Raw genomic sequence first — 21,528 nt, forward strand, 5'->3', positions numbered from 1 at the left:
TGCTGCCAGATGAAATTCTTCGTAGATACCGCCGAAATCGACGCCATTGCCGAGTTGAATGACCTCGGCATGGTCGACGGCGTCACCACCAACCCCTCGCTGATCAAGAAATCCGGCCGTGACATCATCGAAGTCACCAAGGAAATCTGTGACCTCGTGTCCGGCCCCGTGTCCGCCGAAGTCACCGCCACGGACGCCGACGAGATGATCGCCGAGGGCCGCAAGCTGGTCGAGATCGCCGAGAACATCGCCGTCAAAGTGCCGCTGACCTGGGATGGCCTCAAGGCCTGCAAGGCGCTCAGCGACGACGGCCACATGGTCAACGTGACCCTGTGCTTTTCGGCCAATCAGGCGCTTTTGGCCGCCAAGGCTGGCGCGACTTTTATCTCGCCCTTTATCGGGCGGCTGGACGATATCAACATTGATGGTATGGACCTGATCGGTGACATCCGCGCGATCTATGACAACTATGGTTACGAAACCCAGATCCTCGCCGCGTCGATCCGCACCGTGAATCACGTGACCCAAAGTGCCCTGATCGGCGCCGACGTGATGACCGCGCCGCCGAATGTCATCAAAGCCATGGTGAACCACCCGCTGACAGACAAAGGTCTCGACGCCTTTCTGGCCGACATCAAGGCCGCGGGCATCAAGATCCTCTAAGCCATCACCGGGTCATCCGACCCGGATTCACCGCGCTTCGGCGTAGTGCTCGACCATCGCCGCCAGATCTTCTGGCGGCGTACCTGATTGCACAAATGCGCAGGCATTGGCGCTGATGTTAAAGATTGACCCATCGGAAAAAAACGAGGTGTTGGTGACAAAGATTACCCGCGCCCCGGGGCGACGATAGCTGGCGAAATCGGCAATCGCCAAGGCTGCGCCGTCTTCCAGCACAAGATCCAGTACGATGATCTCGTAGTCTTGCATTCGCAGCGCATGGATGGCGCCGGTCTGATCAGAAGCCAGGTCAACTTCAGCGCCCGTGCGCTGCATGTGGCGGCTCCAGATCCGTCCAAGATCGGGATCGCTTTCGACGATCAATACACGCATAACTCCCCTCACGTGCTCACTCATTAACAATTTGACTCGATATTTCAGGTAATCTGCCCAAAATCCTAACAAAAGGTTAATGAACACTTAACACTGGTAAACAACGCGCGGCTGCTTGCCAAATGCGCTGTTTTCCGCTTGAAGACAGGCGACTGGTAAACCGGAGCCCCCCATGTCCGCTTCTCCATCTGCCGATTCCCGCGATCATGGCGGCGGGCTGGACGCCGCGCGACACCGCTATGGCGGCGCGCGCAGTGACTGGCTGGACCTCTCGACCGGCATCAATCCCGTGCCCTATCCAACCGGCGATATTCCCGCCGACGCCTGGACTGCCCTGCCCGACAAGGGGGCGTTGAATGCCTTGATCTCAGCCGCCCGGAAGGTCTGGAACGTGCCCGAAGAGGCGGCGGTTCTGGCCACGCACGGGGCGTCTGCACCCATTGCCGCCATCCCCGCCCTCATGCCTGCAGGACGTGTCGATATCCCGACCCCCACCTACAACGAACACGCCGCCGCCTTTGTCGCGCAAGGGTGGGACGTGAGCCAAGACAGCCCCGACGCCCGGGTCGTGGTGCACCCCAATAACCCCACTGGCCGGCTGTGGACCGCACAGGATCTGACAGCGCCGCTCACCATCATAGACGAGAGTTTCTGCGACGTGACGCCAGAGGCCAGCCTGATCCACACCGCATCTCATCCGGGTCGCATCATCCTGAAAAGTTTTGGAAAATTCTGGGGCCTTGCCGGTTTGCGCCTGGGATTTGCGATCTCGTCACCGGACACGATTGCACGCCTGAACGACCTCACCGGCCCCTGGGCGGTCTCTGGTCCGGCCCTGCACATCGGTGCGCGGGCGCTGTCGGACACCGCCTGGGCAGACGCCACCCGCACCCGACTTGCCACAGATGCGGCGCGCCTCGACTCGATGATGACGGCACGGGGTGCAAACCTTGTTGGGGGCACGACGCTTTTCCGGCTTTACGAGGTCGACGACGCGGCCGCCTGGCAGGACAGGCTTGCCCGCAAACACGTCTGGTCGCGCATCTTTCCCTATTCCAAAACCTACCTGCGTCTCGGCCTGCCCGCCCCGGACCGCTGGTCTCACCTTGAGGGCGCTCTATGAGCACCGCCGCAATCCTCTGTGTCGCTCTGGTGCTCGATGCCGCCTTGGGAGAGCCGCGTTGGCTCTGGACCCGCTGGCCCCACCCCGCAGTTCTCATGGGCCGGCTGATCGGATGGGCCGACAAAACCTTCAACACAGGCCCGGCTCGCAAGCTGCGCGGAGCCCTGCTGATCGCTCTGCTGACGTTAACCATGGTTATCCTCGGTAAGGCCATTGCGCTCTTTGGCTGGCTTCCCCAGCTGCTGTTGGCCGCCATCCTTCTGGCCCAGCGCTCGCTGGTGGATCACGTTCAGGCGGTGGGCGACGCCCTGCGCCTGTCCCTCGGCGAGGGACGTCGCGCCGTCGCCATGATCGTCAGCCGCGACACCGCCGCCATGGATCAGAGCGCGGTCACACGGTCCGCCATCGAAAGCGCCGCCGAGAACCTGTCGGATGGCGTCATAGCTCCGGCGTTCTGGTTCCTTGTGGCGGGCCTGCCGGGTCTTCTGGTCTACAAGATCGTCAACACCGCCGACAGCATGATTGGCTACCGCACCCCGCGCCACCAGGACTTTGGCTGGGCCGCCGCGCGGCTGGATGACGTGCTGAACTGGGTGCCCGCCCGCCTCACCGCTGCCCTGATCGCGGCGACTCACGGGGGGCTGTCCGCTTGGTCCGCCATCCGCAGGGACGCCGCCAAACACCGCTCGCCCAACGCAGGCTGGCCCGAATCCGCCATGGCCCGCGCCCTGAACGCCGCCATTGCAGGCCCACGCGCCTATGACGGCGCGATGCGGGCGTTTCCATTTGTCCACGAAAAGGGCCGCAAAACCCTGGGGCCTGACGACATCGACGCCGCATGTCGTGCCCTCTGGCGGACATGGGCCGCGTTTTTGGCCCTCACATTCCTGTTGGCCCTGTTCTGATCGCTTGCCCCTTTGCTCTGACCTGTTAACCTCTGGCCAAAGTGATTTCCCGAGGTTTCCCGATGCGTCTGCCCCTAATTCTCGCCGTCCTGTCCCTCAGCGCCCCAACTGCACTGGCCAATGTGCCCTGCGGGGGGTCGTTTTCGGGGTTTGTTGACGGGCTCAAGAAAGAGGCCATCGCCAAGGGCCACAAGAAATCCACGGTCAACACATTCTTCGCCAACGTGCGTCAGGACCCGAAAACGCTCAAGGCTGACCGCTCGCAAGGCGTCTTTCAGATGCCCTTCTTCGATTTTTCCCAACGCCTGATCAGCCAGAACCGCATCAACGTCGGCAAATCCAAGGCAAAAACCTACAAATCCACCTTTGACCGGATCGAGCGTGACTATGGCGTGTCCCGCGGCGTGCTGTTGGCCTTCTGGGCGTTCGAGACCGACTATGGCGCCTTTCAGGGTGACTTCAACACTCTGAACTCACTGGTCACGCTGTCTCACGACTGCCGCCGCCCCGAACTGTTCCGTCCACAGGTCTTTGCCGCGCTTGAGCTTTATGAACGCGGCGATTTCAGCCCTACCAAGACCACCGGCGCCTGGGCCGGCGAGATCGGCATGGTGCAGATGCTGCCCGAAGACATCATCGAAAACGGTGTGGACGGCGATGGCGATGGTAAGGTGCGGCTCAAGACCTCGCCACAGGATGCGCTGATGTCCGGCGGCAAGATGCTCAGCCACCTCGGCTGGCGCAAGGGCCAGCCCTGGTTGCAGGAAGTCACCGTGCCGAAAAACCTCGACTGGTCGAAATCCGGTCTGGATCACAGCATGAAAGCCTCTGAATGGGCCAAGCTGGGCGTGAAGCCACGTCAGGGCAATCTCGCCAATCTCGACGCCTCACTGCTCCTGCCCCAGGGGCGCAATGGTCCGGCCTTTCTGGCCTACCCCAACTACCGCGTCTATTTCGAGTGGAACAAAAGTTTTGTCTATGTGACCACCGCCGCCTATTTCGCCACCCGCCTCGAAGGCGCCAAACCCTATAACGCGGGCAAGCCCGACCAGGGCCTGAGCGGCAGTCAGATGAAACAGTTGCAAAAGAAACTGAAAGCCCGCGGCCACGATGTCGGCAAGGTTGACGGCATCCTCGGCGCCAAAACCCGCGCCGCCGTGCAAAAGGAACAGAAACGCCTCGGCCTGCCCGCCGACGCCTGGCCAACGCCAGCGCTGTTAACCAAGCTCTGATGGGGCGCTTTACGGTTTCTTAGGGTTTGTGATATGAATTGAGCAAAGTAATACACGACTCAGTTTCTTCACCGAAACAAGTGCCCGGCAGAGTTGCCGCTCTGCCGGGCTTCTCTTCTTGAAGCTAGTTTACAGCCCCGCGAAAAGTCGGATGATTGTTACGAGCAGCGTCAATGCTGCAATGATCACCATCCATTTGTAATACACGTTTGGATGCAGTTGCCTCACCTCCTTACGCCGGGCCGGTTGCCCGACGAAAAGGAGAGTTAGACACAACTTGTTAAAACTTATTAAACTCGGAGTAGCGTTAAGATCTACTCCCGAACCGGAAACCGCTCGCCGCCTTCAGTCAACACAACCAACCGGTCGTCATTCCTGACGATCCGGTCACATCGTGAGACTTCGGTCACAAAGGTCACACAGACAACACTATCAGCCTCGGCGCGCCACGTGCCTTCCCAGAGTCCCCCACCGCCATAGGTATAGCTATAATAGCCGTCTTCCCCATAGACCGAGCGCCCCTCGTCATAGAAAACCAGCTCCTGCCCCGACAGGGCCGCTTGCAAACCCGCAACATCAAACAGCTCATCCCCTGCGCGCATCTTCCAGCCCTCAGCTGAAACCGGCCCTGCCATCAGCAAGGCCACCATCAATATCCGCATATCACCGCCTCCTCCCCGCACCCTAACGCGCAAGGGGAACACGCCGCCTCACATTGCCGCGAGGCCCTGCTTCTTTTGGCCAAAAATATCCCGGGGGAGTCGCCGCAGGCGGCGGGGGCAGCGCCCCCTCACCTGATCAGGCCACCAGAGTCTCGGCTGCTTTCAGGTCGACCGACACCAGCTGAGACACGCCCTGTTCAGCCATCGTCACCCCAAACAGCCGATCCATCCGCGCCATGGTCACCGCGTGGTGGGTGATGATCAGGAACCGCGTGTTGGTCTGGCGGCACATCTCGTCCAACAGATCACAGAACCGCGTGACGTTGGCATCATCCAGCGGCGCATCAACCTCGTCGAGCACACAGATCGGCGCCGGGTTGGCCAGGAACACCGCAAAAATCAGCGCCAGCGCGGTCAGGGTCTGCTCTCCGCCTGACAGCAAGGACAGCGTTGACAGCTTCTTGCCCGGCGGCTGGCACATGATCTCCAGCCCGGCCTCAAGCGGATCATCACTTTCCACCAAGACCAGATTGGCTTCACCGCCACCAAACAGATGGCGAAACAGCATGGTGAAGTTCGAATTGACCTGCTCGAACGCCGTCAACAGCCGCTCGCGCCCTTCGCGGTTCAGGCTGGCAATGCCATTGCGCAGGGTCTTGATCGCCTCTTCCAGATCAGCCTTTTCAGTGACCAGAGTGTCGTGTTCTTCCTGAACTTCCTTGGCGTCTTCCTCGGCGCGCAGGTTGACCGCGCCCAAGGCATCCCGCTGACGCTTCAGCCGGTTCACATCCGCCTCGATCGCATGGCTGTCCGGCATCTGGTCCGGCACCACATCCAAGCGCTCCAACAGGGCAGCTGGCGACACCTGCTGCTCTTCGTAAATCCGCTCGGCGGCATAGGACACCGTCTCGCGCGCCGCATCCGCCCGCGCCTCGGACCGCGCCCTTGCCTCGCGCGCCTCACTGGCCGCGCGCTCCGCTTCGCGCTCTGCGTTCTCAGCCTCGCGCAGCGCGGTCTCTCCCTCGGCCAGCACGTCCGCCGCCTTGCGCCGCCGTGCCTCAGCATCCTCAATCGCGCCGGTCAATTCTTCACGCTTGGCGGCAATCTCTTCCGGGGCCGAGGATGCTTCTTTCAGCTCCTGTTCCGAGGTCACCTTGCGTTCAGCCAGCTCGCCAATGCGTTTTTCGGCGGTTTCCAACCGGTGACGCCAGCCGCTGACTTCCTTGGTGACCTCCTGCGCGCGCCGCAGCCGTGCTTCGCCCTCGCGGCGCAATTCGTCTTGGCCCGAGCGCTTGGTCATCATGGTGATCCGGGCCGCCTCGACCGTCATCTTGACGTCCTCGACCCCGGCCCGCGCCGCATCCAAGTCGCCAAGATCCGCAACACCGCGCTCGGCCTCCAGAACCTGTGACCGCGCCGCCATCGCCTCTTCCTCGTGGCGCGCCACGGCAAGACCCAGCGATTCCAGCCGTCCCTCGGCAAGGTTGCGATCCGCCTCGGCCCGGCTCAGCGCCCGGTTGGCATCCGCCACGGCCCGGTCCGCGTCCCGCCGCGCCAGACGCGCCGCCTTGTCCACTTCGGACAACTCGCGCAACCGCGCCTGCAGGGTTTCATGCGCCTGCACCGCCCCATCTGCCCGTGCCGTGGCGCGGGCCATCTGTTGCTTCAGCTCTTCCAACCGGTTCAGCTGCTGCAGTCGCAAGGCCGCCGCACTTGGCGCATCCTCGGCCCAGGCGCGATATCCGTCCCAGCGCCACAGGTCACCCTCGAGCGACACCAACCGCTGACCCGGCTTCAACAAGGGCTGCAACCGCATCGCATCTTCGGTCGCCACCAGCCCGATCTGGCTCATCCGGCGTTCCAGCACCTCGGGCACTGACACATGCGCCACCAACGAGGTCACGCCCTCGGGCAAGGGCTGATCCACATCATAAGGCGGCAACACATGCCAGCCCGACGGCCCGTCCTCGTCCACCTCTGGGGCCCGCAGATCATCCGCCATCGCTGCGCCAAGCGCCTTTTCAAAGCCCTGCTGCACCTGCAACCGGTCGAGGATCTGCCCGCCTTCGGCGGTGTCGCGTTCGACCAGCTTGGCCAGCGCCGTCACCTCGGCCCGAAGCGCGTTCAACTCGCCCTCGGCCTCGGAGCGTTCCGCCCGCGCATCGGCCTCGCGCGACTGTGTCTCGGCGCGATCCTGCTCGGCCTTGGTCAGCGCCTCGTCAGCATCCTGCGCGGCCTGAACCGCACCAGCTTCGGCGGTTTTTGCGATCTCAAAATCCTCGGACGCCTTGACCAGCGCCGCCTTGGAGACATCCACCGCGTCACGCGCCTTGCCTGCCTCGGCCTCGTTCTTGGCTTGTGTCTTGCGGCTGTCTTCCAGCAGACGATGCGCCGACTGGTGCCGCGCCGCCAGCCGCGCCACGTCCTCGGTCAGCTGTGCCAGGTCGGTTTCGCGATCCTGCAACACACTTGCGGCCTCGCGCGCCGCCTCCGAGGCCGCCTCGAGCTTGGCCTCATGTCCTTCGCCAGCCTTGGCCAGCTCCTTGGCTTCCCACTCCAGCCGCTCAATGGTCTCGCCCGCATCGCGGTTCAACCCGCTTTCGCGCTCCATATCCTTGGCCAACTGGTCAATCCGGCTCGTCAGCGTCTCAATGATCTGGCGCGCATGGGCCTCTTGATCGTTCAGCGTATCGCGCTGCACCTGCAACCGCTGCAAGACAGCCGCCGCAATCGCCTCTTCCTCGCGCAAGGGGGGCAAGGCATCGTCCCGCGCCACCCGCTCTTTCGCCGCAGCCCGCGCCGCACCCTCGGCCTGCGCCGCTGCCGTCGTACGGTTGCGCAGCTCTTCATCCGCCGTGGCGCGCGCCTCATCCGCCTCTCGCCAGCGGCGATACAGCAACAGCCCCTCAGCCTGCCGCAACTCATCCCCGATGGCCCGATAGCGCGCGGCCTGTCGGGCCTGCCGCGCCAATTGCGCCAACTGGCTCGCCAACTGCTCGATCACGTCATCGACGCGGGCAAGGTTGGTCTCGGCCCCCTTCAGCTTCAGCTCGGCCTCATGGCGCCGCTGGTACAGGCCGGAAATCCCCGCCGCTTCCTCCAGAATACGGCGGCGCGATTTGGGTTTGGCGTTGATCAGCTCCGAGATCTGCCCCTGCCGCACCAGCGCCGGAGAATGCGCCCCGGTCGAGGCATCGGCAAACAGCATCTGCACATCGCGCGCGCGCACATCCTTGGTGTTGACCTTATAGGCGCTGCCCACATCCCGCGTGATCCGCCGCACGATCTCAAGGCTGTCGTCTTCGTTGAACCCCGCAGGCGCCAGCCGCTCCGAATTGTCCAGCATCAGCTGCACTTCGGCAAAGTTCCTCGCAGGCCGCGTCGCCGCCCCGGCAAAGATCACGTCCTCCATGCCGCCGCCGCGCATCGCGGTGGGCCGGTTCTCGCCCATGACCCAGCGCAGTGCTTCCAGAAGATTGGATTTGCCACAGCCGTTTGGCCCCACCACTCCCGTCAGCCCATCGGCAATGATCAGGTCGGTCGGATCCACAAAGCTCTTAAAGCCCGTCAGTCTGAGTTTCGAAAAACGCAAGTGCTGCCCAAGGTCCTGTTGATTCTCGCTATTCAGAAAGGTTGCCCAAGGCATTGGCCACGAGTCAACGATGATCCACAGAATGTGGCCGAAATCCGCGACTTATCCACAAGATATTGATATTTCGCCCGCCGGGAACAATTTACCCCTGCGACGCCACATGACATCAGGACGTCGCAATCCGCCTTGACCTGCGCCGCCATCGCGTCCAAACAAGGTCTTGTGTGGTGTCTGATCGGGTAACCGACGGATTCACGGGAATGTGGAAGGGATCATGTGATCCTGTGCCACAGCCGCCCCCGCGACTGTACGCGGCGAGCGGGCGTTCAAATCCACTGGAGGGTCTCCTCTGGGAAGGGAACGCACCGCCTCGACCCGCAAGCCAGGAGACCGGCCACACAAAGCAACGTAACCCCCCCGTCGGGTGTGACGGGAAAAGGAGACTTAGATCATGACGACCCAAACTGCACAGATCACCGCAGTCCGCAGCAACACCGCCGCCTTTATCCTGGTGACCCTCGTTGGTCTCGGCCTCTTGACCGTGTCCGGCATGGCCCAGGCCACGGTTCTGCATGACGCGGCCCACGACCAGCGCCACGCCATGGCATTCCCCTGCCACTAAGCACGCGCCGCACGGCACAATGACCAAAAATTTGCTGTCCAGCGCTGTGTTCGCTGGCCTGATAGCAGGGCTGATTGCCGCCCTGCTTCAGTTCGTGTTCGTGATCCCGCTGCTTCTTGAGGGCGAGCTCTACGAAACCGGGGAACGTGTGCATTTTGTCCTCGATGGCACGTCTCAATCGGATCGCTTTACGCCGGGGCTCGGCTCTGACTGGGGTCGCCACCTGATGACCGTTGGCTTCAACGTGGTGACCTACGCAGGCTACGGCCTGCTGCTGGCGGCCGCCATGGGGTTCGCCCGCGAACGCGCGGGCACCGCGATCACCGCCCGCAACGGCTTGATCTGGGGCTTGTGCGGCTTTGTCGCCGTGCAACTGGCACCTGCCGCCGGCCTGCCTCCGGAACTCCCCGGCACCCCGGCCGCAGAACTGGCGCCACGCCAGATCTGGTGGCTCTCGACGATCCTTGTCACCGCCGCCGGTCTCGCCCTCATCGCCTTTGCCGGTGCCATGTGGAAACAGGCCTTCGGCCTCTTGCTGATCCTGCTGCCGCATCTGATCGGCGCGCCCCACCTCGACACCTACTATGGTGTGGCCCCGCCCGAGCTTTCTGCCGAATTCGCCACCATCAGCATGGGCCTCGCCATGGTCGGCTGGGCAATCCTGGGCTACTTCTGCGCCTATTTCCTCGCCACTGGCGAAGAAACCTGAAACCCTCGCGCCTCCCTCCCCCGGGGGGCGCGCACAATACACTTCGTATTGCCGGAAATACTCTGGGGTGAATTGGCCGCTTGCGGCCAAGAGGGGCAAGGCCCCTAGGCTGCCGGAACGCGCCCTTTCAGACAGAACCGCAACCGCCCCGCAGGCCGGGCATCTTCGATCACCCCACCTGCCGCGTTGACATAAAGCTCTGCCAAGGCCGCGATGTCGCCCACATCCCCCGCCTCTACACCGGCAAACAAATAGGCCATCTTGCCCGGCGCCCGCAGCGCCAGGGACACAGGCTCATCACACAGGTTCATGCAGGGCGTCAGAACAACCTCGACGTCGGCGGCAACCCGCGCGCGGACGGCCATAGCCAACGCCGGGCCCGGCGTTTCTCCCGCCGCATCCAGACAGGTTTCGCAAATGAACAGCTTGTGGGTCATACTTCGCCCTTCCGTCAGACTGGACTAACCCGCCCGTGCCTGCCACACAAGCAGCCGAACCGCAAAGGAGCCTGCCATGCCCGATATCAAAGTGAGTCCCGGCGACCCGCGTGACCCCCAAGCCACGACGCTCCTGCGCCAAAGCCACGCGCTGATGCAACAGCTGTTCGACCCGTCGGAAAACCATTTCCTCGACATTGACGAGCTTTGCGTGCCATCGATTCGGTTCTTTGTCGCCCGCGAGGATCAAACCACGCTGGGCTGTGTCGCCCTGGCCAACAAAGGCACCTACGGCGAGATCAAATCCATGTTCGTCGATCCGCGTGCCCGTGGCAAAGGCATTGCCCACCACCTGATGCGCCAGGTCGAGACCGAGGCCCGCGCCCAGGGGCTGGCCTGCGTCAAACTGGAAACCGGCGACAAGCTGACCCAGGCCCACAGCCTCTACAAGGCGCACGGTTACACCGATTGCGGCCCCTTTGGGGACTATGAAGCCAATCAAACGTCTCTTTTCATGACCAAGGATCTGACCTGAGGCCCTCTCCGGCTTCAGGCCTGCACAAGACACGACGCGCCGCTTTCGGCGCCAATACAAAAAAACAGAAGAATTCCCCGCGCGGCTCTGATAAAGTCACGCCAATCAAACATGAGGCACGCATGAGCAGCTCGCCCAAAATCGACGACGCATTGCGCGAAAAGATCATCTCGGAACCGGATGTGATCCTCGAGGATCAGGATCTGATGCAAGCGCTGATCGCCGCCAATGAAAAAACCATGGGCGGCAATATTGTCGACCTGCGTGGCATTGCCATGGAACGTCTCGAGGCCCGGCTGGACCGGCTCGAGGACACCCATCGCAGCGTCATCGCCGCGGCCTATGAAAACCTCGCGGGCACCAATCAGGTGCACCGTGCCATCCTGCGCATGCTCGATCCGGTCGAGTTCGAATCCTTCCTGCACGATCTCGGCGGCGAAGTGGCGGAAATCCTGCGCGTCGATGCGGTGCGTCTGGTTCTGGAGTCGGTACAATCTGACGACGATCCGGCTGTCCAACGCCTCGGCGACGTGCTCTCGGTGGCCGAGCCCGGCTTTATCGACGGCTACCTGACCGGTGGCCGCAACGTGCCCCTGCGCCAGGTCACCCTGCGCCAGCTGCAATCCGGCGACGGGCGCATCTATGGCGATACCGCTGATTACATCCGCTCCGAAGCCTGCCTCAAGCTCGATTTTGGCCAAGGGCGCCTGCCCGGCCTTCTGGTGATGGGCGCCGAGGATCCGCACCACTTTACTCCGCAACAGGGCACTGATCTCCTGGCGTTTTTTGCGGGCGTCTTTGAACGCGCCATGCGGCGCTGGCTGTCGTGATCACCCCGGCAGCCGCCGCGTCCTTGCAAACCTGGCTGGCCAGCCGCTCGGCCCTCGGCGGTGTTTCCGAAAACACGATCAGGGCCTATCACGCCGACCTCGTCGACTTCCTGGCCTTCATGACCGAGCACAAGGGCGACGCACAGGGCCTCAACGCCCTAAAGGACATCAGGGTGCCCGACATGCGCGCCTGGATGGCCCGCACCCGTGGTAAAGACGTTGGCGCCCGGTCTCTTGCCAGAAAGCTTTCCGCCGTGAAAAGCTTTTTCCGCTGGCTGTCAGAGCGCGAAGGCTTTGACGCCACCGCCGTTCTGTCGACCCGATCGCCCAAGTTCCAGCGCAAACTGCCGCGCCCCCTCGACACCGACTCGGCCAAAGCGGTGATCGACACGATCGAACTGCAACATGAAACCCCGTGGATTGCCGCCCGCGATGTCGCCGTGATCACCCTGCTCTACGGCTGTGGTCTGCGCATTTCCGAGGCACTGGCGCTGAATGGCGCAGACGCGCCGCTGCCGCCGGTGCTGCGCATCCACGGCAAAGGTGGCAAGGAACGCATCGTGCCGGTGATCGACGTCGCCCGCGATGCTGTTGACGCCTATCTCGACCTCTGCCCGATGATCCAGGAACCGGATGGCCCGCTGTTTCGCGGCGCGCGCGGGGGCCGCCTGTCTCCGCGCCTTGTGTCCGGTGCGATGCAGGCCACGCGCATGCAACTTGGCCTGCCCGCCACCGCCACGCCCCACGCGATGCGCCACAGCTTTGCCACGCACCTCCTGGAAGCCGGCGGCGACCTGCGCGCGATTCAGGAACTCTTGGGCCATGCGTCGCTCTCGACGACACAGGCCTATACTGCCGTGGACACCGCCCGCCTGATGGAGGTCTACAACAAGACCCACCCCAAGGCTTAGTCGCCTGCAGCCGCCGCAATTGCGTCATGCACTTTCGACATCTTGCGCCCATTGGCCTGCAAAATCCCCAGCACCTGATGCGCCGGCAACGGGATCGCCGTCACCCGCGCCACATCCACCACCACGACCTCGCCGGACAACACGTTGGGGATATGCGGCCGGTACAGCGTCACCTTGCTCTCGGTGCGCTCCACCTCAAAGGCCAGACCCTCAAAGTCCTCGTATTGCACCAGAACCGGCAACAGCGCGTCCATCAGATGCTCAGACTTGGTGGCGCTGCCAAAAACCCCCTTGACCAAAGTGTACCCGGGCACGTTTTCCGACAGGATGCGGTCCAGCGCCTCTACCTTGTCATTGATGATGCTCAGATAGGAAATCAGCCCGGCAACCAGACACAACAACAGCGCCAAAACGATCATCAGAACATTGGCAACCGCCACCCCGGCGACGCGCTCAATCGGTACATATTGCCCGACGATCTCGCCAACCTGCGAGGTGACTTTGAACACCTGAAACGCCACAAACGCCAGGATCACCACGGGCACCAGAAAGAAGACGCCCCGGATCATTGTGTTATAAAGAGCTTTCACCGCCTGTCCCCCAAGCCATTCGACACCGCCATACTGACCCAGAGCAGGTTCTGATCCAAGACCAGAGTAGCGTGTCATCGAAAAAGGGTACTGGCGATCCCGGAAGGACTCGAACCCTCAACCCCCTGATTAGAAGTCAGGTGCTCTATCCAGTTGAGCTACGGGACCGCTTGGGGGATTACCTAATCGAAGCCGCAGGTTTTGCCCAGAGGCTTTCTTCGTCAATTTCCGGCAGGACCCGGTCGCGGAAAACTCGCGTTTCACTGTCGCTCAGCACCTCAATGCGCCATCACAGCACCATCCGGCTTTGGGCCAGCGGTATGTGGTCAATCACCTGGCGCTGCCCCTGTTATCCTCAGGCGGTTTGGCGCCTCGCATCTGTGCAGCGGACGCGCCCTTGTTCGATGTACCTGACTGACCCGCGGTCCGGACGCTTGCCGTCGGAACGGCCCGGCGCGACTCACGGGCCAAAACAACAAGGCCCACCTGTTGGCGGGCCTTCCCTTCACCGAAATCAAAGCGGTGATTAGTGCGTCCAGGGCCCCTTGCGGCTGGTGGCAAAGTTCTCACCATAGCCACCGGCGCGGATGTTGGGCTTGCGCTTGTTTGGGTCCATCACCTGCGCTTCGATGCCTTTGTCCTTGGCATACTCCATCGCCGCTTCCTTGGTGGCAAAGCGCATCTTGACCTGGCTTTGCGTATCACCCGAGCCGGTCCAGCCCATCAACGGATCAACTTCGCGCGCCTCTGCAGCGACGTATTCCAGAACCCAGATCTTGGTCTTGCCCTGACCTGACGTCATGGCGTTGCGGGCGGGCTGATAAATGCGGGCGATCATGGCAATCTCCTTGGTCTCGGAGACCTTATCCGGGATTCACCCTGTCCGGGCAAGGGCTCAGTGACAAAATGCTGGCGTTTTGACTGGGAAAAAGTGCCGCAAGCAGCCTTGGCGACCAAACAAACCACGGGGAGCGAGGGGTGTAAGTGCGGCCCAGTCAGCCGCCAAGTCTGCTGCTTGCACAGGAAAGATACTGAGCAATTGTTTTAAATAGCAAGCGCGCAAGTACATTTATTTCGCAACTGCCAAATTTTCTTTCCGAAAATTTCCCAACCGGACAGATTGCTTGACCAATTTTGAATGTTTACGCAACGGAAGCTGTTATTATCAACAGTCAGTATGCCCGATACGGCCCAATTCTCTTGACCCTAGGTCAAGGAGATTCGGTGCGTTAACCTTCTGCACTGCAGAAATCTCATCGCCCGGGACATTCGGATTTGGGCCAAAACCGGCGCGATCAGGGCAGTTTCCAAACCCGGTCCCGCCCGTCCGACGTGGTGACCACAACCGCGCGTCCGTCATCCGAAAAACCCGCATTGATCTGGCCAAAATGTGACCAGCGGATCGTCACCTCTTTCTTCAGCACCACGCGGCCCTGTGCGTCGCGCACGCGAATGTCCTGAGACGTGGACCCCTCGTGGTCTCCGGTGACCTCATGGCGTCTCTGGCGCTTTTCAAGCACCAATCCACCATGTTCGCCGCACCTCTGCCAGGAACGCTCTGATGCAGTCTTGTCGGCCATGCCAATTATCCCCCTCTCCTGACTACCACAGTCAGCAGCATCGCCAAACAGGGCTTGAACAAGAACAAAAAGAGATCAAATCTAGGGCAACCAAAGGAATCCCCCCGATGCCGCATGTTCACACCGACACGTCATTGCCCATGACCCAGCCGATCCCGGCCCGCCCCAAGCTGGAAGGCGGCAAGCGGTTCGTCATGGAAACCGAATTCGAGCCCGCAGGCGATCAGCCCACCGCCATCGCCGAACTTGCCCAGGCCATCAACGAAGGCGAGCGTAATCAGGTCCTGCTTGGTGCCACCGGTACGGGCAAGACCTTTACCATGGCCAAGGTTATCGAAGAGACCCAGCGCCCCGCCATCATCCTCGCCCCCAACAAGACCCTGGCGGCCCAGCTTTATGGCGAGATGAAGGGGTTCTTTCCTGACAACGCCGTCGAATACTTTGTCAGCTTCTACGACTACTACCAGCCCGAAGCCTACGTCCCGCGCTCGGACACCTATATCGAGAAAGAAAGCCAGATCAACGAACAGATCGACCGCATGCGCCACTCGGCCACGCGGGCGCTTTTGGAGCGTGACGACGTGATCATCGTCGCCTCGGTGTCCTGCATCTACGGCATCGGCTCGGTCGAGACCTACTCGGCGATGACACAGGATCTTGAGGTCGGCAAAGAGTACGACCAGCGCGCCATCATGGCCGAACTGGTCTCGCAACAATACCGCCGCAATGATCAGGCCTTCCAGCGCGGCTCGTTCCGGGTGCGCGGCGACAGTCTCGAAATCTTCCCCGCCCACCTCGAAGACCGCGCCTGGAAGCTGTCGTTCTTTGGCGAAGAGCTCGAAGCCATCACCGAATTCGATCCCCTCACCGGCGAGCGCACCGGCACGATGGAGAAAATCCGCGTCTACGCCAACTCGCACTATGTGACGCCCAAGCCGACGCTCAATCAGGCGGTGATTTCCATCAAAGAAGAACTGCGCCAGCGCCTCGACATCCTTGTCAGCGAAGCCAAGCTGCTCGAGGCCCAGCGCCTGGAACAGCGCTGCAACTTCGACATCGAGATGCTCGAGGCCACCGGCCACTGCAACGGCATCGAAAACTACTCGCGCTACCTCACCGGCCGCGCCCCGGGTGAGCCGCCCCCCACCCTGTTCGAATTCATCCCCGACAACGCGATTGTCTTTGCCGATGAATGCCACGTCTCCGTCCCCCAGATCGGCGGCATGTACAAGGGCGACCACCGCCGCAAATTCACCCTCGCCGAACATGGCTTCCGCCTGCCCTCCTGCATGGACAACCGCCCCCTCAAGTTTGAGGAATGGGATGCCATGCGCCCGCAGTCCGTCTTTGTCAGCGCCACCCCCGCCAAATGGGAGCTGGAACAGGCCGGCGGCGTCTTCACCGAACAGGTGATCCGCCCCACCGGCCTCCTCGACCCACAGGTCGAAATCCGCCCCGTTGACATGCAGGTCGACGACCTCCTCGACGAGGTGCGCAAGATGGCCGATCAGGGCTTCCGCACGCTGGTCACCACCCTCACCAAACGCATGGCCGAGGATCTCACCGAATACCTGCACGAACAGGGCATCCGCGTGCGCTACATGCACTCGGACATCGACACGCTGGAACGCATCGAAATCCTGCGCGACCTGCGCCTCGGGGCGTTTGACGTGCTGGTCGGCATCAACCTGTTGCGCGAAGGTCTCGACATCCCCGAATGCGGGCTTGTCGCCATTCTGGATGCGGATAAAGAGGGCTTCCTGCGCTCTGAAACCTCGCTCATTCAGACCATCGGCCGCGCCGCCCGCAACGCCGAAGGCCGCGTCATCATGTACGCCGACCGCATCACCGGCTCGATGGAGCGCGCGCTGAACGAAACCGACCGCCGCCGCGCCCGCCAGATCGCCTATAACGAGGAACACGGCATCACGCCCGAGACCGTGAAAAAGAACGTCGAAGACGTGCTGGCCGGTCTCTACAAGGGCGACACCGACATGAACCGCGTCACCGCCCAGGTCGAAAAACCCCTGCACGGCGCCAATCTCGAAGCCGTCCTCGACGGCCTCCGCGCCGACATGCGCAAAGCGGCAGAGAACCTGGAGTTCGAAGAAGCCGCCCGCCTGCGGGACGAGGTCAAACGACTGGAAGCGGTCGATCTGGTGGTCGCCGACGACCCCATGGCCCGGCAATATGCGGTTCAGGCCGCAAGTGACGCCGCGAAGAAGGCCAGTGGCCGATCGTCAGCCGGACGGGCTGGGCAGCGTGGGGGGAATGTGAAGAGGCGGGGGCGGTAATTTCACAATGGTCCTTTTCGCGACCTAGCAAAGTGCCAAGATCGAAAATATTGCCAAATGACCACTCTTGGTGTAACTAAATCCCACAACCACCACCCAAAGGAGAGTGTAAGTTGACGTCTGACGACACACATTTTGACCACGAAGTAGAAGAATCGGATCTTCTCATAGCAGAGTTCTCGAAAGGTGAACCTGCTGCCGCCATTTACTATGTCTGGTGCGACTATGAGAAGAAACGCATTGGAGGGTACAGTGGGGATTTGACGGTGATTAATAACCGCGCCAGCCATCACTCTCGGACATATGGTCATAACACCACAGTTTATAGAAAGTGAGTTTTTAGAGTGGCAGTCGTAAAGCTCTCTTTAGTCGTTGTGATCGCACTGGGTGTTTCAGCGGCCAGATCGGCTTCGGCTGAGCAATTAGTCTTTGAACGAATCTGGGAGGGTTATTGTAGCAGCTACAGTGAGTACAATGGGCCTGCAACTTCATCCGATTGTGAAAGTCTATCTCGCGCAAAGGTGCCAGGTGGATGGATCCTAGTTTTTAGGCAGCATTCCAGTAAGGGAGACATAGAATTTGCGGAAGACACACCTCGGGGTTCAATGGCTTTGGGGATGGGGAAATCGCTAGGAGTTGGGATTGGCATGACGTTTCTACCAGATCCACAGCATGAGTGGGTAGTGACGCCAATTCAGTAGTTTTTGAATGTCTCCACGGAGTCAATTTCGCGGGGAAATGTGCCTCCTAGCAGTTTCCAACCCACTTCCTCACGCAACCCGTGAACTATCCCAACACTATGGCTCACTCGAACTTACCCGCCTGAGACAACAGAGAGCACCGCCATCGCCTCGACCCTCGCCTGACCACCCCACCACCACCGGTGCACATGAATGAGCACCCTACGGTGCTCGACATCTCCCCGCACCACCCTATCCTCCCTCTCCATGCGCACCTTGCTCCTCGCCCTCACCCTCACAACCCCGGCCCATGCGTGGCAGGCCACCGTGGGCGAAATTTGCACCCTCTCTCACGACACCGACGCGGCACTCATCCACCTGACCTACGACCCCACAAAACCGCTCTACACCCTCGCCATCACCCGCAAGGACACGCCGTGGCGGCCCTCGGACTGGTTCGCCATGCACTTCCTCGGCGGGCAAGAGATCACCATCTCCACCCAGCGCCACGCGCTTTCGGACAACACCCAAACCCTGCACGTTGCTGACAGCGGTTTTGGCAATGTGCTCGACGGCCTTGCCCGCAACACCACCGCCCGCGCCTTTACCGACAGCCAGCAGGTCACCCTGCCCCTCATCGGTGCCGCCCCCGAGGTGAAAAAGTTCCGCGATTGCGCCGGGGCCGCCCTGTCCTGAAACATGCGTTCGACAAGCCTGTGCACATCCCCTAACCTGCGCCCATGCGTATTGCCGTTTTTCTCCTCGCCCTCGCTTATGTCGCCCTGTTTGGCTGGACATGGATCACCACGCTCAATGGCGGAGGCGATGCGGCGGGGCGCGGCATGGCCCTGGGCTTCATTGCCATCGGCGCCGGTGCCTCGGCGGTTTTCCTGATCCCGGCGCTGGGTCTGGCCATGCTCGACAGGCTGCCGAAATTCGCGCTTGGCCTCGCGCTCGCCCCGGCGGTACTGTTGGCTCTGGTCTTTGCCACGGGCATGGTCTGAGGCACCGGATGGAGACCACCCCACCCGCTCAAAAAATGTTAACCCTTTGTTAATAAACAAGGTTTCGCGGCGAAACCTATTGCGCCAGCCCCAAGTCCTCGAGGTACTTCACGCTCTGCACCACCCGGTCGAAGTCATTGATCTCCACGATCAGATGCGGGTCAGCCTTGGTTCCGGCAATCGCCTCCATCACCGCAAGCCAGGGGATGTTCCCCGCCCCCAGATGCCAGTGCCGGTCGGCGTACCCATCCGTGTCCTGCAAATGCACATGCGCCAGCTTGTCGCCCGCCAGCGCAATAAAGCGATCCGGCGGCGGTGCGCCCTGAATGTGATGCGCCCAGTTGGCGTGGCCTGTGTCGACAGACAGCCGCAAGGCCGGGCTGTCAGCGGCCTCGACCACCATCATACGGTCGCGGGGGTCACAATCCTTGATGTTCTCCAGAACCAGGGTAACCCCTTGATCTTCCGCACGTTTCAACGCAGGCGCAAGGGTTTTCACAATCGCCGCAGCGCGGTTCTCCCGCCCCTTGGCGCGCTGATCCAGATTGTCCCGATCCCAAGGGTCAAACGATGAATGGATCACCATCTGCACCGCACCCAGGGCATCGCAGACATCCAACGCCTGCTCCATCCGGGCCTGCACAATGGCCTGAATATCGCGGTCGGCAGTGTGCAATTCGAACCCCGAAAACGGCCCGTGAATGCCCAGCCGCCCGTCCCAGCCGTCCAGCTTTTGGCGGGCCATATCCACAAAGACATCCGGGTTGCGCAGGATGTCCGCCATGGCAAACTCCGGCAGCTCCAGATCGCGGTTCTTCTCGAACAGCCAATCGCGGTGCCGGTCCAGGTCCAACACCGTCAATTGCGCGCCGACTACAGGTAGTTCGCTCATCACACCCCCTGAAATCTGCCCCTAGCGCGGGATCGCCGTGGCGTATTTGGAAACCAGGTCGGCAATGGGCTTGAAGTATCTCTGCTCGGCAGACGAACCGCCACGCAGGATCTGTTCGGCCTTGGCCACGTTGTCCTGATAGATTTGCCCGGCTTCGGGCAGGCTCTCGGCTGTCACCGGTTTCAACCGAAAGCCGCCAGCCTTGATCTTGTCGCCGTTGCGATCGGTGTTGCTGCGTACAAAATTGTAGAGGTTGCGCCCCACTCGGGTCAGCGCCACCTCGGCCTCCCAATAGCCCGCATTGCTGCCCAGCTGCCGCGAGGCGTTGCGATAGACCTGCTGGAAGCAATCCGGACGATAGACCACATCAACCTTTGAACAGGCGTCCAGCCCCGGTCCCATGATCTCGGTCACCTGGCTGGTCTGGGCGTCAGACAGCCCCATGCCGTCTCCTTGGGCAATCACGCTACTGGATGTAGCGATCAGGGCCACCAAAGCAGCCCCGTGCAATGATTTTTTCGCGAATTTCAAGCGCGCGTCTCCTTACCTCAAAACATGCACCGCGCACTGGGCGTGGCGCACCACACGGCTTGCCGTCGACCCGAGGAAATAATTGCTGAGATCAGGTCGGTGCGAAGCCATTACAATGCAGTCAACACCGTGATCCTCGGCCCAGTCAAGGATGGTCCGACCGGAATGCCCGGAAACCACGGCGACGTCAACGTCACCTGCATTGTCCAGCTCGTCATGCAAACCGCCTTCGACCGCCTTGATGTTCTTTTCAATCTGACCTTCGGGCAGTTGTTGCACGATGTATTCCGGGATCGCCTCGACCACGGTCAGTGCGGTGATTTTTGCCCCCTCATCCGCCAACAGGCGGGCCACGGTCAGGGCTTTTTCGGTTTCCGGATCGTGGTCAGAGGCCACGGGAATCAAAATGTTCTTGTACATCTTTCTCTCCTTTCGCCGCGCCCTTAGCGCAGCACATGAACCGAGCATTGCGCGTGCCGCACCACCTGTGCGGCCGTGCTGCCCAGAAAATAGTCCTGAAGGCCGGGCCGGTGCGAGGCGATCACGATCAGATCCGCGCCGTTCTGTTCTGCCCAATCAAGGATAGTGCGACCCGAGTGACCTTCAACCACCAGGGCCCTCGCGCCCTCAACATCTTGCACCATATCGCTTAACGACGCGGTAATTGCCCTTTTGGCTTCGTCGTGAAAGCCCTCGGGCACGTAATTCACCGCATAGGCGGGAATTTGCTCCATCACATGCAGCAAGGTGATTTGCCCGCCCTGGGCGATCAGCTTCTTGGCAACCGATACCGATTGCGGTGCGTTTCGGTCGTCCTCAAAAGACACCGGAACAAGGATATGTTTATACATCAAAAGCCTCCTGACACTTGGGGGTATCCTAGGGTCAGTTGCGCGGCCGGGCCTTGATTCAGGTCAGACCGCAGAGGCAGATCAGCCTAATCAAAGGCGGCTTCGACCTCGTACATCACCGGCTCGAAGCTGCGGCAGAGCGCGTTGATATTGCGGTTGCGTTCGCGCATTTCGGGGGTGCGCAGCATGGCCTGAAAATCTTCGCGGCGCTCCCATTGCGAATAGTTGGCGATGCGGGTCTGGGCATCGTTCACATGCAGCCCGGCGGCAATGAACCCGGGTTGTTTGGAAATGAACTCTTCATAGGCCACCGTCAGCGCGTCCATCAGATCCTGACAGGTTCCGGGGGTCATCTCAAAGGTGGTGATCACGGTTTGCAGCTTTGCGTCCTTGGAAATACTGGGCATGGCTTTCTCCTTCGTTGGTCCAGCTTAGACCAGCGACTTGCAAACTGGCTAGGGGCAGCAGAAAGAAAGCCGCAGAGTATAAGAATTA

General features: G+C 61.4%; 25 protein-coding genes, 1 tRNA gene and 1 riboswitch. Of the genes, 13 read left to right on the top strand and 13 right to left on the bottom strand.

Features of this window, described 5'->3' with window-relative positions; genetic code table 11:
• Positions 1-9: 9 nt before the first annotated feature.
• Positions 10-663: a fructose-6-phosphate aldolase gene (fsa, locus tag EK369_RS14160; RefSeq protein ID WP_127114920.1), complete on the top strand. Its 654-nt coding sequence runs from the start codon at positions 10-12 to the stop codon at positions 661-663.
• 27 nt (positions 664-690) lie between these two features.
• Here the strand turns inward: fsa and EK369_RS14165 are convergent, their stop codons facing one another.
• Positions 691-1,053, bottom strand: a complete 363-nt coding sequence (locus tag EK369_RS14165; protein ID WP_127114921.1) for a response regulator transcription factor — start codon at positions 1,051-1,053, stop codon at positions 691-693.
• A gap of 172 nt (positions 1,054-1,225) precedes the next feature.
• Between EK369_RS14165 and cobD the strand changes: the two genes are divergently transcribed.
• The 3 genes from cobD (at position 1,226) to EK369_RS14180 (ending at position 4,313) form a co-directional block, all read left to right on the top strand.
• Complete coding sequence (gene cobD, locus EK369_RS14170; RefSeq protein WP_127114922.1) at positions 1,226-2,176, top strand: threonine-phosphate decarboxylase CobD; 951 nt, start codon at positions 1,226-1,228, stop codon at positions 2,174-2,176.
• Positions 2,173-3,081, top strand: coding sequence for an adenosylcobinamide-phosphate synthase CbiB (gene cbiB, locus EK369_RS14175; protein WP_127114923.1), 909 nt, complete (start codon positions 2,173-2,175; stop codon positions 3,079-3,081). Before cobD ends, cbiB begins: the two co-directional genes overlap by 4 nt.
• Before the next feature lie 62 nt (positions 3,082-3,143).
• Positions 3,144-4,313 carry a lytic murein transglycosylase gene (locus EK369_RS14180; protein ID WP_127114924.1) on the top strand — a complete coding sequence of 390 codons (1,170 nt, stop codon included), beginning with the start codon at positions 3,144-3,146 and terminating at the stop codon, positions 4,311-4,313.
• A gap of 314 nt (positions 4,314-4,627) precedes the next feature.
• On the opposite strand, the gene EK369_RS14185 is transcribed toward EK369_RS14180, so the two are convergent.
• Together EK369_RS14185 and smc are read right to left on the bottom strand one after the other, a co-directional pair.
• Positions 4,628-4,975: a hypothetical protein gene (locus EK369_RS14185; RefSeq protein WP_127114925.1), complete on the bottom strand. Its 348-nt coding sequence runs from the start codon at positions 4,973-4,975 to the stop codon at positions 4,628-4,630.
• A 136-nt stretch (positions 4,976-5,111) separates the two neighbouring features.
• A complete protein-coding gene (gene smc / locus EK369_RS14190) occupies positions 5,112-8,567 on the bottom strand; it encodes a chromosome segregation protein SMC (protein ID WP_127115004.1) in 3,456 nt (1,151 codons plus the stop codon).
• A gap of 208 nt (positions 8,568-8,775) precedes the next feature.
• Positions 8,776-8,980, top strand: a riboswitch (cobalamin riboswitch).
• 38 nt (positions 8,981-9,018) lie between these two features.
• Between smc and EK369_RS14195 the strand changes: the two genes are divergently transcribed.
• A complete protein-coding gene (locus tag EK369_RS14195; protein WP_127114926.1) occupies positions 9,019-9,189 on the top strand; it encodes a CbtB domain-containing protein in 171 nt (56 codons plus the stop codon).
• Between the two features lie 19 nt (positions 9,190-9,208).
• Complete coding sequence (locus EK369_RS14200) at positions 9,209-9,898, top strand: CbtA family protein (RefSeq protein WP_127114927.1); 690 nt, start codon at positions 9,209-9,211, stop codon at positions 9,896-9,898.
• Positions 9,899-10,002: 104 nt separating this feature from the next.
• On the opposite strand, the gene EK369_RS14205 is transcribed toward EK369_RS14200, so the two are convergent.
• A complete protein-coding gene (locus tag EK369_RS14205; protein ID WP_127114928.1) occupies positions 10,003-10,335 on the bottom strand; it encodes a DUF1636 family protein in 333 nt (110 codons plus the stop codon).
• A gap of 76 nt (positions 10,336-10,411) precedes the next feature.
• Here EK369_RS14205 and EK369_RS14210 point away from each other — a divergent pair, with 76 nt between their 5' ends.
• The 3 genes from EK369_RS14210 (at position 10,412) to EK369_RS14220 (ending at position 12,611) form a co-directional block, all read left to right on the top strand.
• Positions 10,412-10,870 carry a GNAT family N-acetyltransferase gene (locus EK369_RS14210; RefSeq protein ID WP_127114929.1) on the top strand — a complete coding sequence of 153 codons (459 nt, stop codon included), beginning with the start codon at positions 10,412-10,414 and terminating at the stop codon, positions 10,868-10,870.
• 122 nt (positions 10,871-10,992) lie between these two features.
• A complete protein-coding gene (locus EK369_RS14215; RefSeq protein WP_127114930.1) occupies positions 10,993-11,700 on the top strand; it encodes a DUF484 family protein in 708 nt (235 codons plus the stop codon).
• Positions 11,697-12,611: a tyrosine recombinase XerC gene (locus EK369_RS14220; RefSeq protein ID WP_127114931.1), complete on the top strand. Its 915-nt coding sequence runs from the start codon at positions 11,697-11,699 to the stop codon at positions 12,609-12,611. The genes EK369_RS14215 and EK369_RS14220 overlap by 4 nt, the downstream gene beginning before the upstream one ends.
• Here the strand turns inward: EK369_RS14220 and EK369_RS14225 are convergent.
• The 4 genes from EK369_RS14225 to EK369_RS14240 form a co-directional block, all read right to left on the bottom strand.
• Positions 12,608-13,279, bottom strand: coding sequence for a hypothetical protein (locus EK369_RS14225; RefSeq protein WP_127114932.1), 672 nt, complete (start codon positions 13,277-13,279; stop codon positions 12,608-12,610). The two genes, EK369_RS14220 and EK369_RS14225, sit on opposite strands and share 4 nt — an antisense overlap.
• 13 nt (positions 13,280-13,292) lie before the next feature.
• Positions 13,293-13,369, bottom strand: a tRNA-Arg gene (locus EK369_RS14230).
• Between the two features lie 358 nt (positions 13,370-13,727).
• Positions 13,728-14,039, bottom strand: coding sequence for an ETC complex I subunit (locus tag EK369_RS14235; RefSeq protein WP_127114933.1), 312 nt, complete (start codon positions 14,037-14,039; stop codon positions 13,728-13,730).
• A 457-nt stretch (positions 14,040-14,496) separates the two neighbouring features.
• Positions 14,497-14,781 carry a hypothetical protein gene (locus EK369_RS14240; RefSeq protein ID WP_127114934.1) on the bottom strand — a complete coding sequence of 95 codons (285 nt, stop codon included), beginning with the start codon at positions 14,779-14,781 and terminating at the stop codon, positions 14,497-14,499.
• 107 nt (positions 14,782-14,888) lie between these two features.
• Here EK369_RS14240 and uvrB point away from each other — a divergent pair, with 107 nt between their 5' ends.
• The 4 genes from uvrB to EK369_RS14260 all read left to right on the top strand — a co-directional run bounded on the left by uvrB (position 14,889) and on the right by EK369_RS14260 (position 18,759).
• Positions 14,889-17,075, top strand: coding sequence for an excinuclease ABC subunit UvrB (gene uvrB, locus EK369_RS14245; RefSeq protein ID WP_127114935.1), 2,187 nt, complete (start codon positions 14,889-14,891; stop codon positions 17,073-17,075).
• Positions 17,076-17,188: 113 nt separating this feature from the next.
• Entirely contained in the window at positions 17,189-17,410 is a 222-nt protein-coding gene (locus tag EK369_RS14250; protein WP_127114936.1) for a hypothetical protein, read from the top strand.
• A gap of 612 nt (positions 17,411-18,022) precedes the next feature.
• A complete protein-coding gene (locus EK369_RS14255) occupies positions 18,023-18,451 on the top strand; it encodes a hypothetical protein (protein WP_127114937.1) in 429 nt (142 codons plus the stop codon).
• A 44-nt stretch (positions 18,452-18,495) separates the two neighbouring features.
• The gene (locus tag EK369_RS14260) at positions 18,496-18,759 is read left to right on the top strand and encodes a hypothetical protein (RefSeq protein WP_127114938.1); all 264 of its coding nucleotides are present in this window, start codon (positions 18,496-18,498) and stop codon (positions 18,757-18,759) included.
• Positions 18,760-18,835: 76 nt separating this feature from the next.
• Here EK369_RS14260 and EK369_RS14265 read toward each other — a convergent pair whose 3' ends face one another.
• The 5 genes from EK369_RS14265 to EK369_RS14285 all read right to left on the bottom strand — a co-directional run bounded on the left by EK369_RS14265 (position 18,836) and on the right by EK369_RS14285 (position 21,440).
• The gene (locus tag EK369_RS14265; protein WP_127114939.1) at positions 18,836-19,651 is read right to left on the bottom strand and encodes a sugar phosphate isomerase/epimerase family protein; all 816 of its coding nucleotides are present in this window, start codon (positions 19,649-19,651) and stop codon (positions 18,836-18,838) included.
• A 21-nt stretch (positions 19,652-19,672) separates the two neighbouring features.
• Positions 19,673-20,182: a hypothetical protein gene (locus EK369_RS14270; protein ID WP_127114940.1), complete on the bottom strand. Its 510-nt coding sequence runs from the start codon at positions 20,180-20,182 to the stop codon at positions 19,673-19,675.
• A gap of 12 nt (positions 20,183-20,194) precedes the next feature.
• Entirely contained in the window at positions 20,195-20,602 is a 408-nt protein-coding gene (locus EK369_RS14275; protein ID WP_127114941.1) for a universal stress protein, read from the bottom strand.
• Between the two features lie 23 nt (positions 20,603-20,625).
• Positions 20,626-21,033, bottom strand: coding sequence for a universal stress protein (locus EK369_RS14280; protein WP_127114942.1), 408 nt, complete (start codon positions 21,031-21,033; stop codon positions 20,626-20,628).
• 86 nt (positions 21,034-21,119) lie between these two features.
• Entirely contained in the window at positions 21,120-21,440 is a 321-nt protein-coding gene (locus EK369_RS14285; RefSeq protein ID WP_127114943.1) for an antibiotic biosynthesis monooxygenase family protein, read from the bottom strand.
• Positions 21,441-21,528: the final 88 nt, after the last annotated feature.

This window comes from Shimia sediminis (assembly GCF_003990645.1).
GTDB lineage: Bacteria > Pseudomonadota > Alphaproteobacteria > Rhodobacterales > Rhodobacteraceae > Shimia > Shimia sediminis.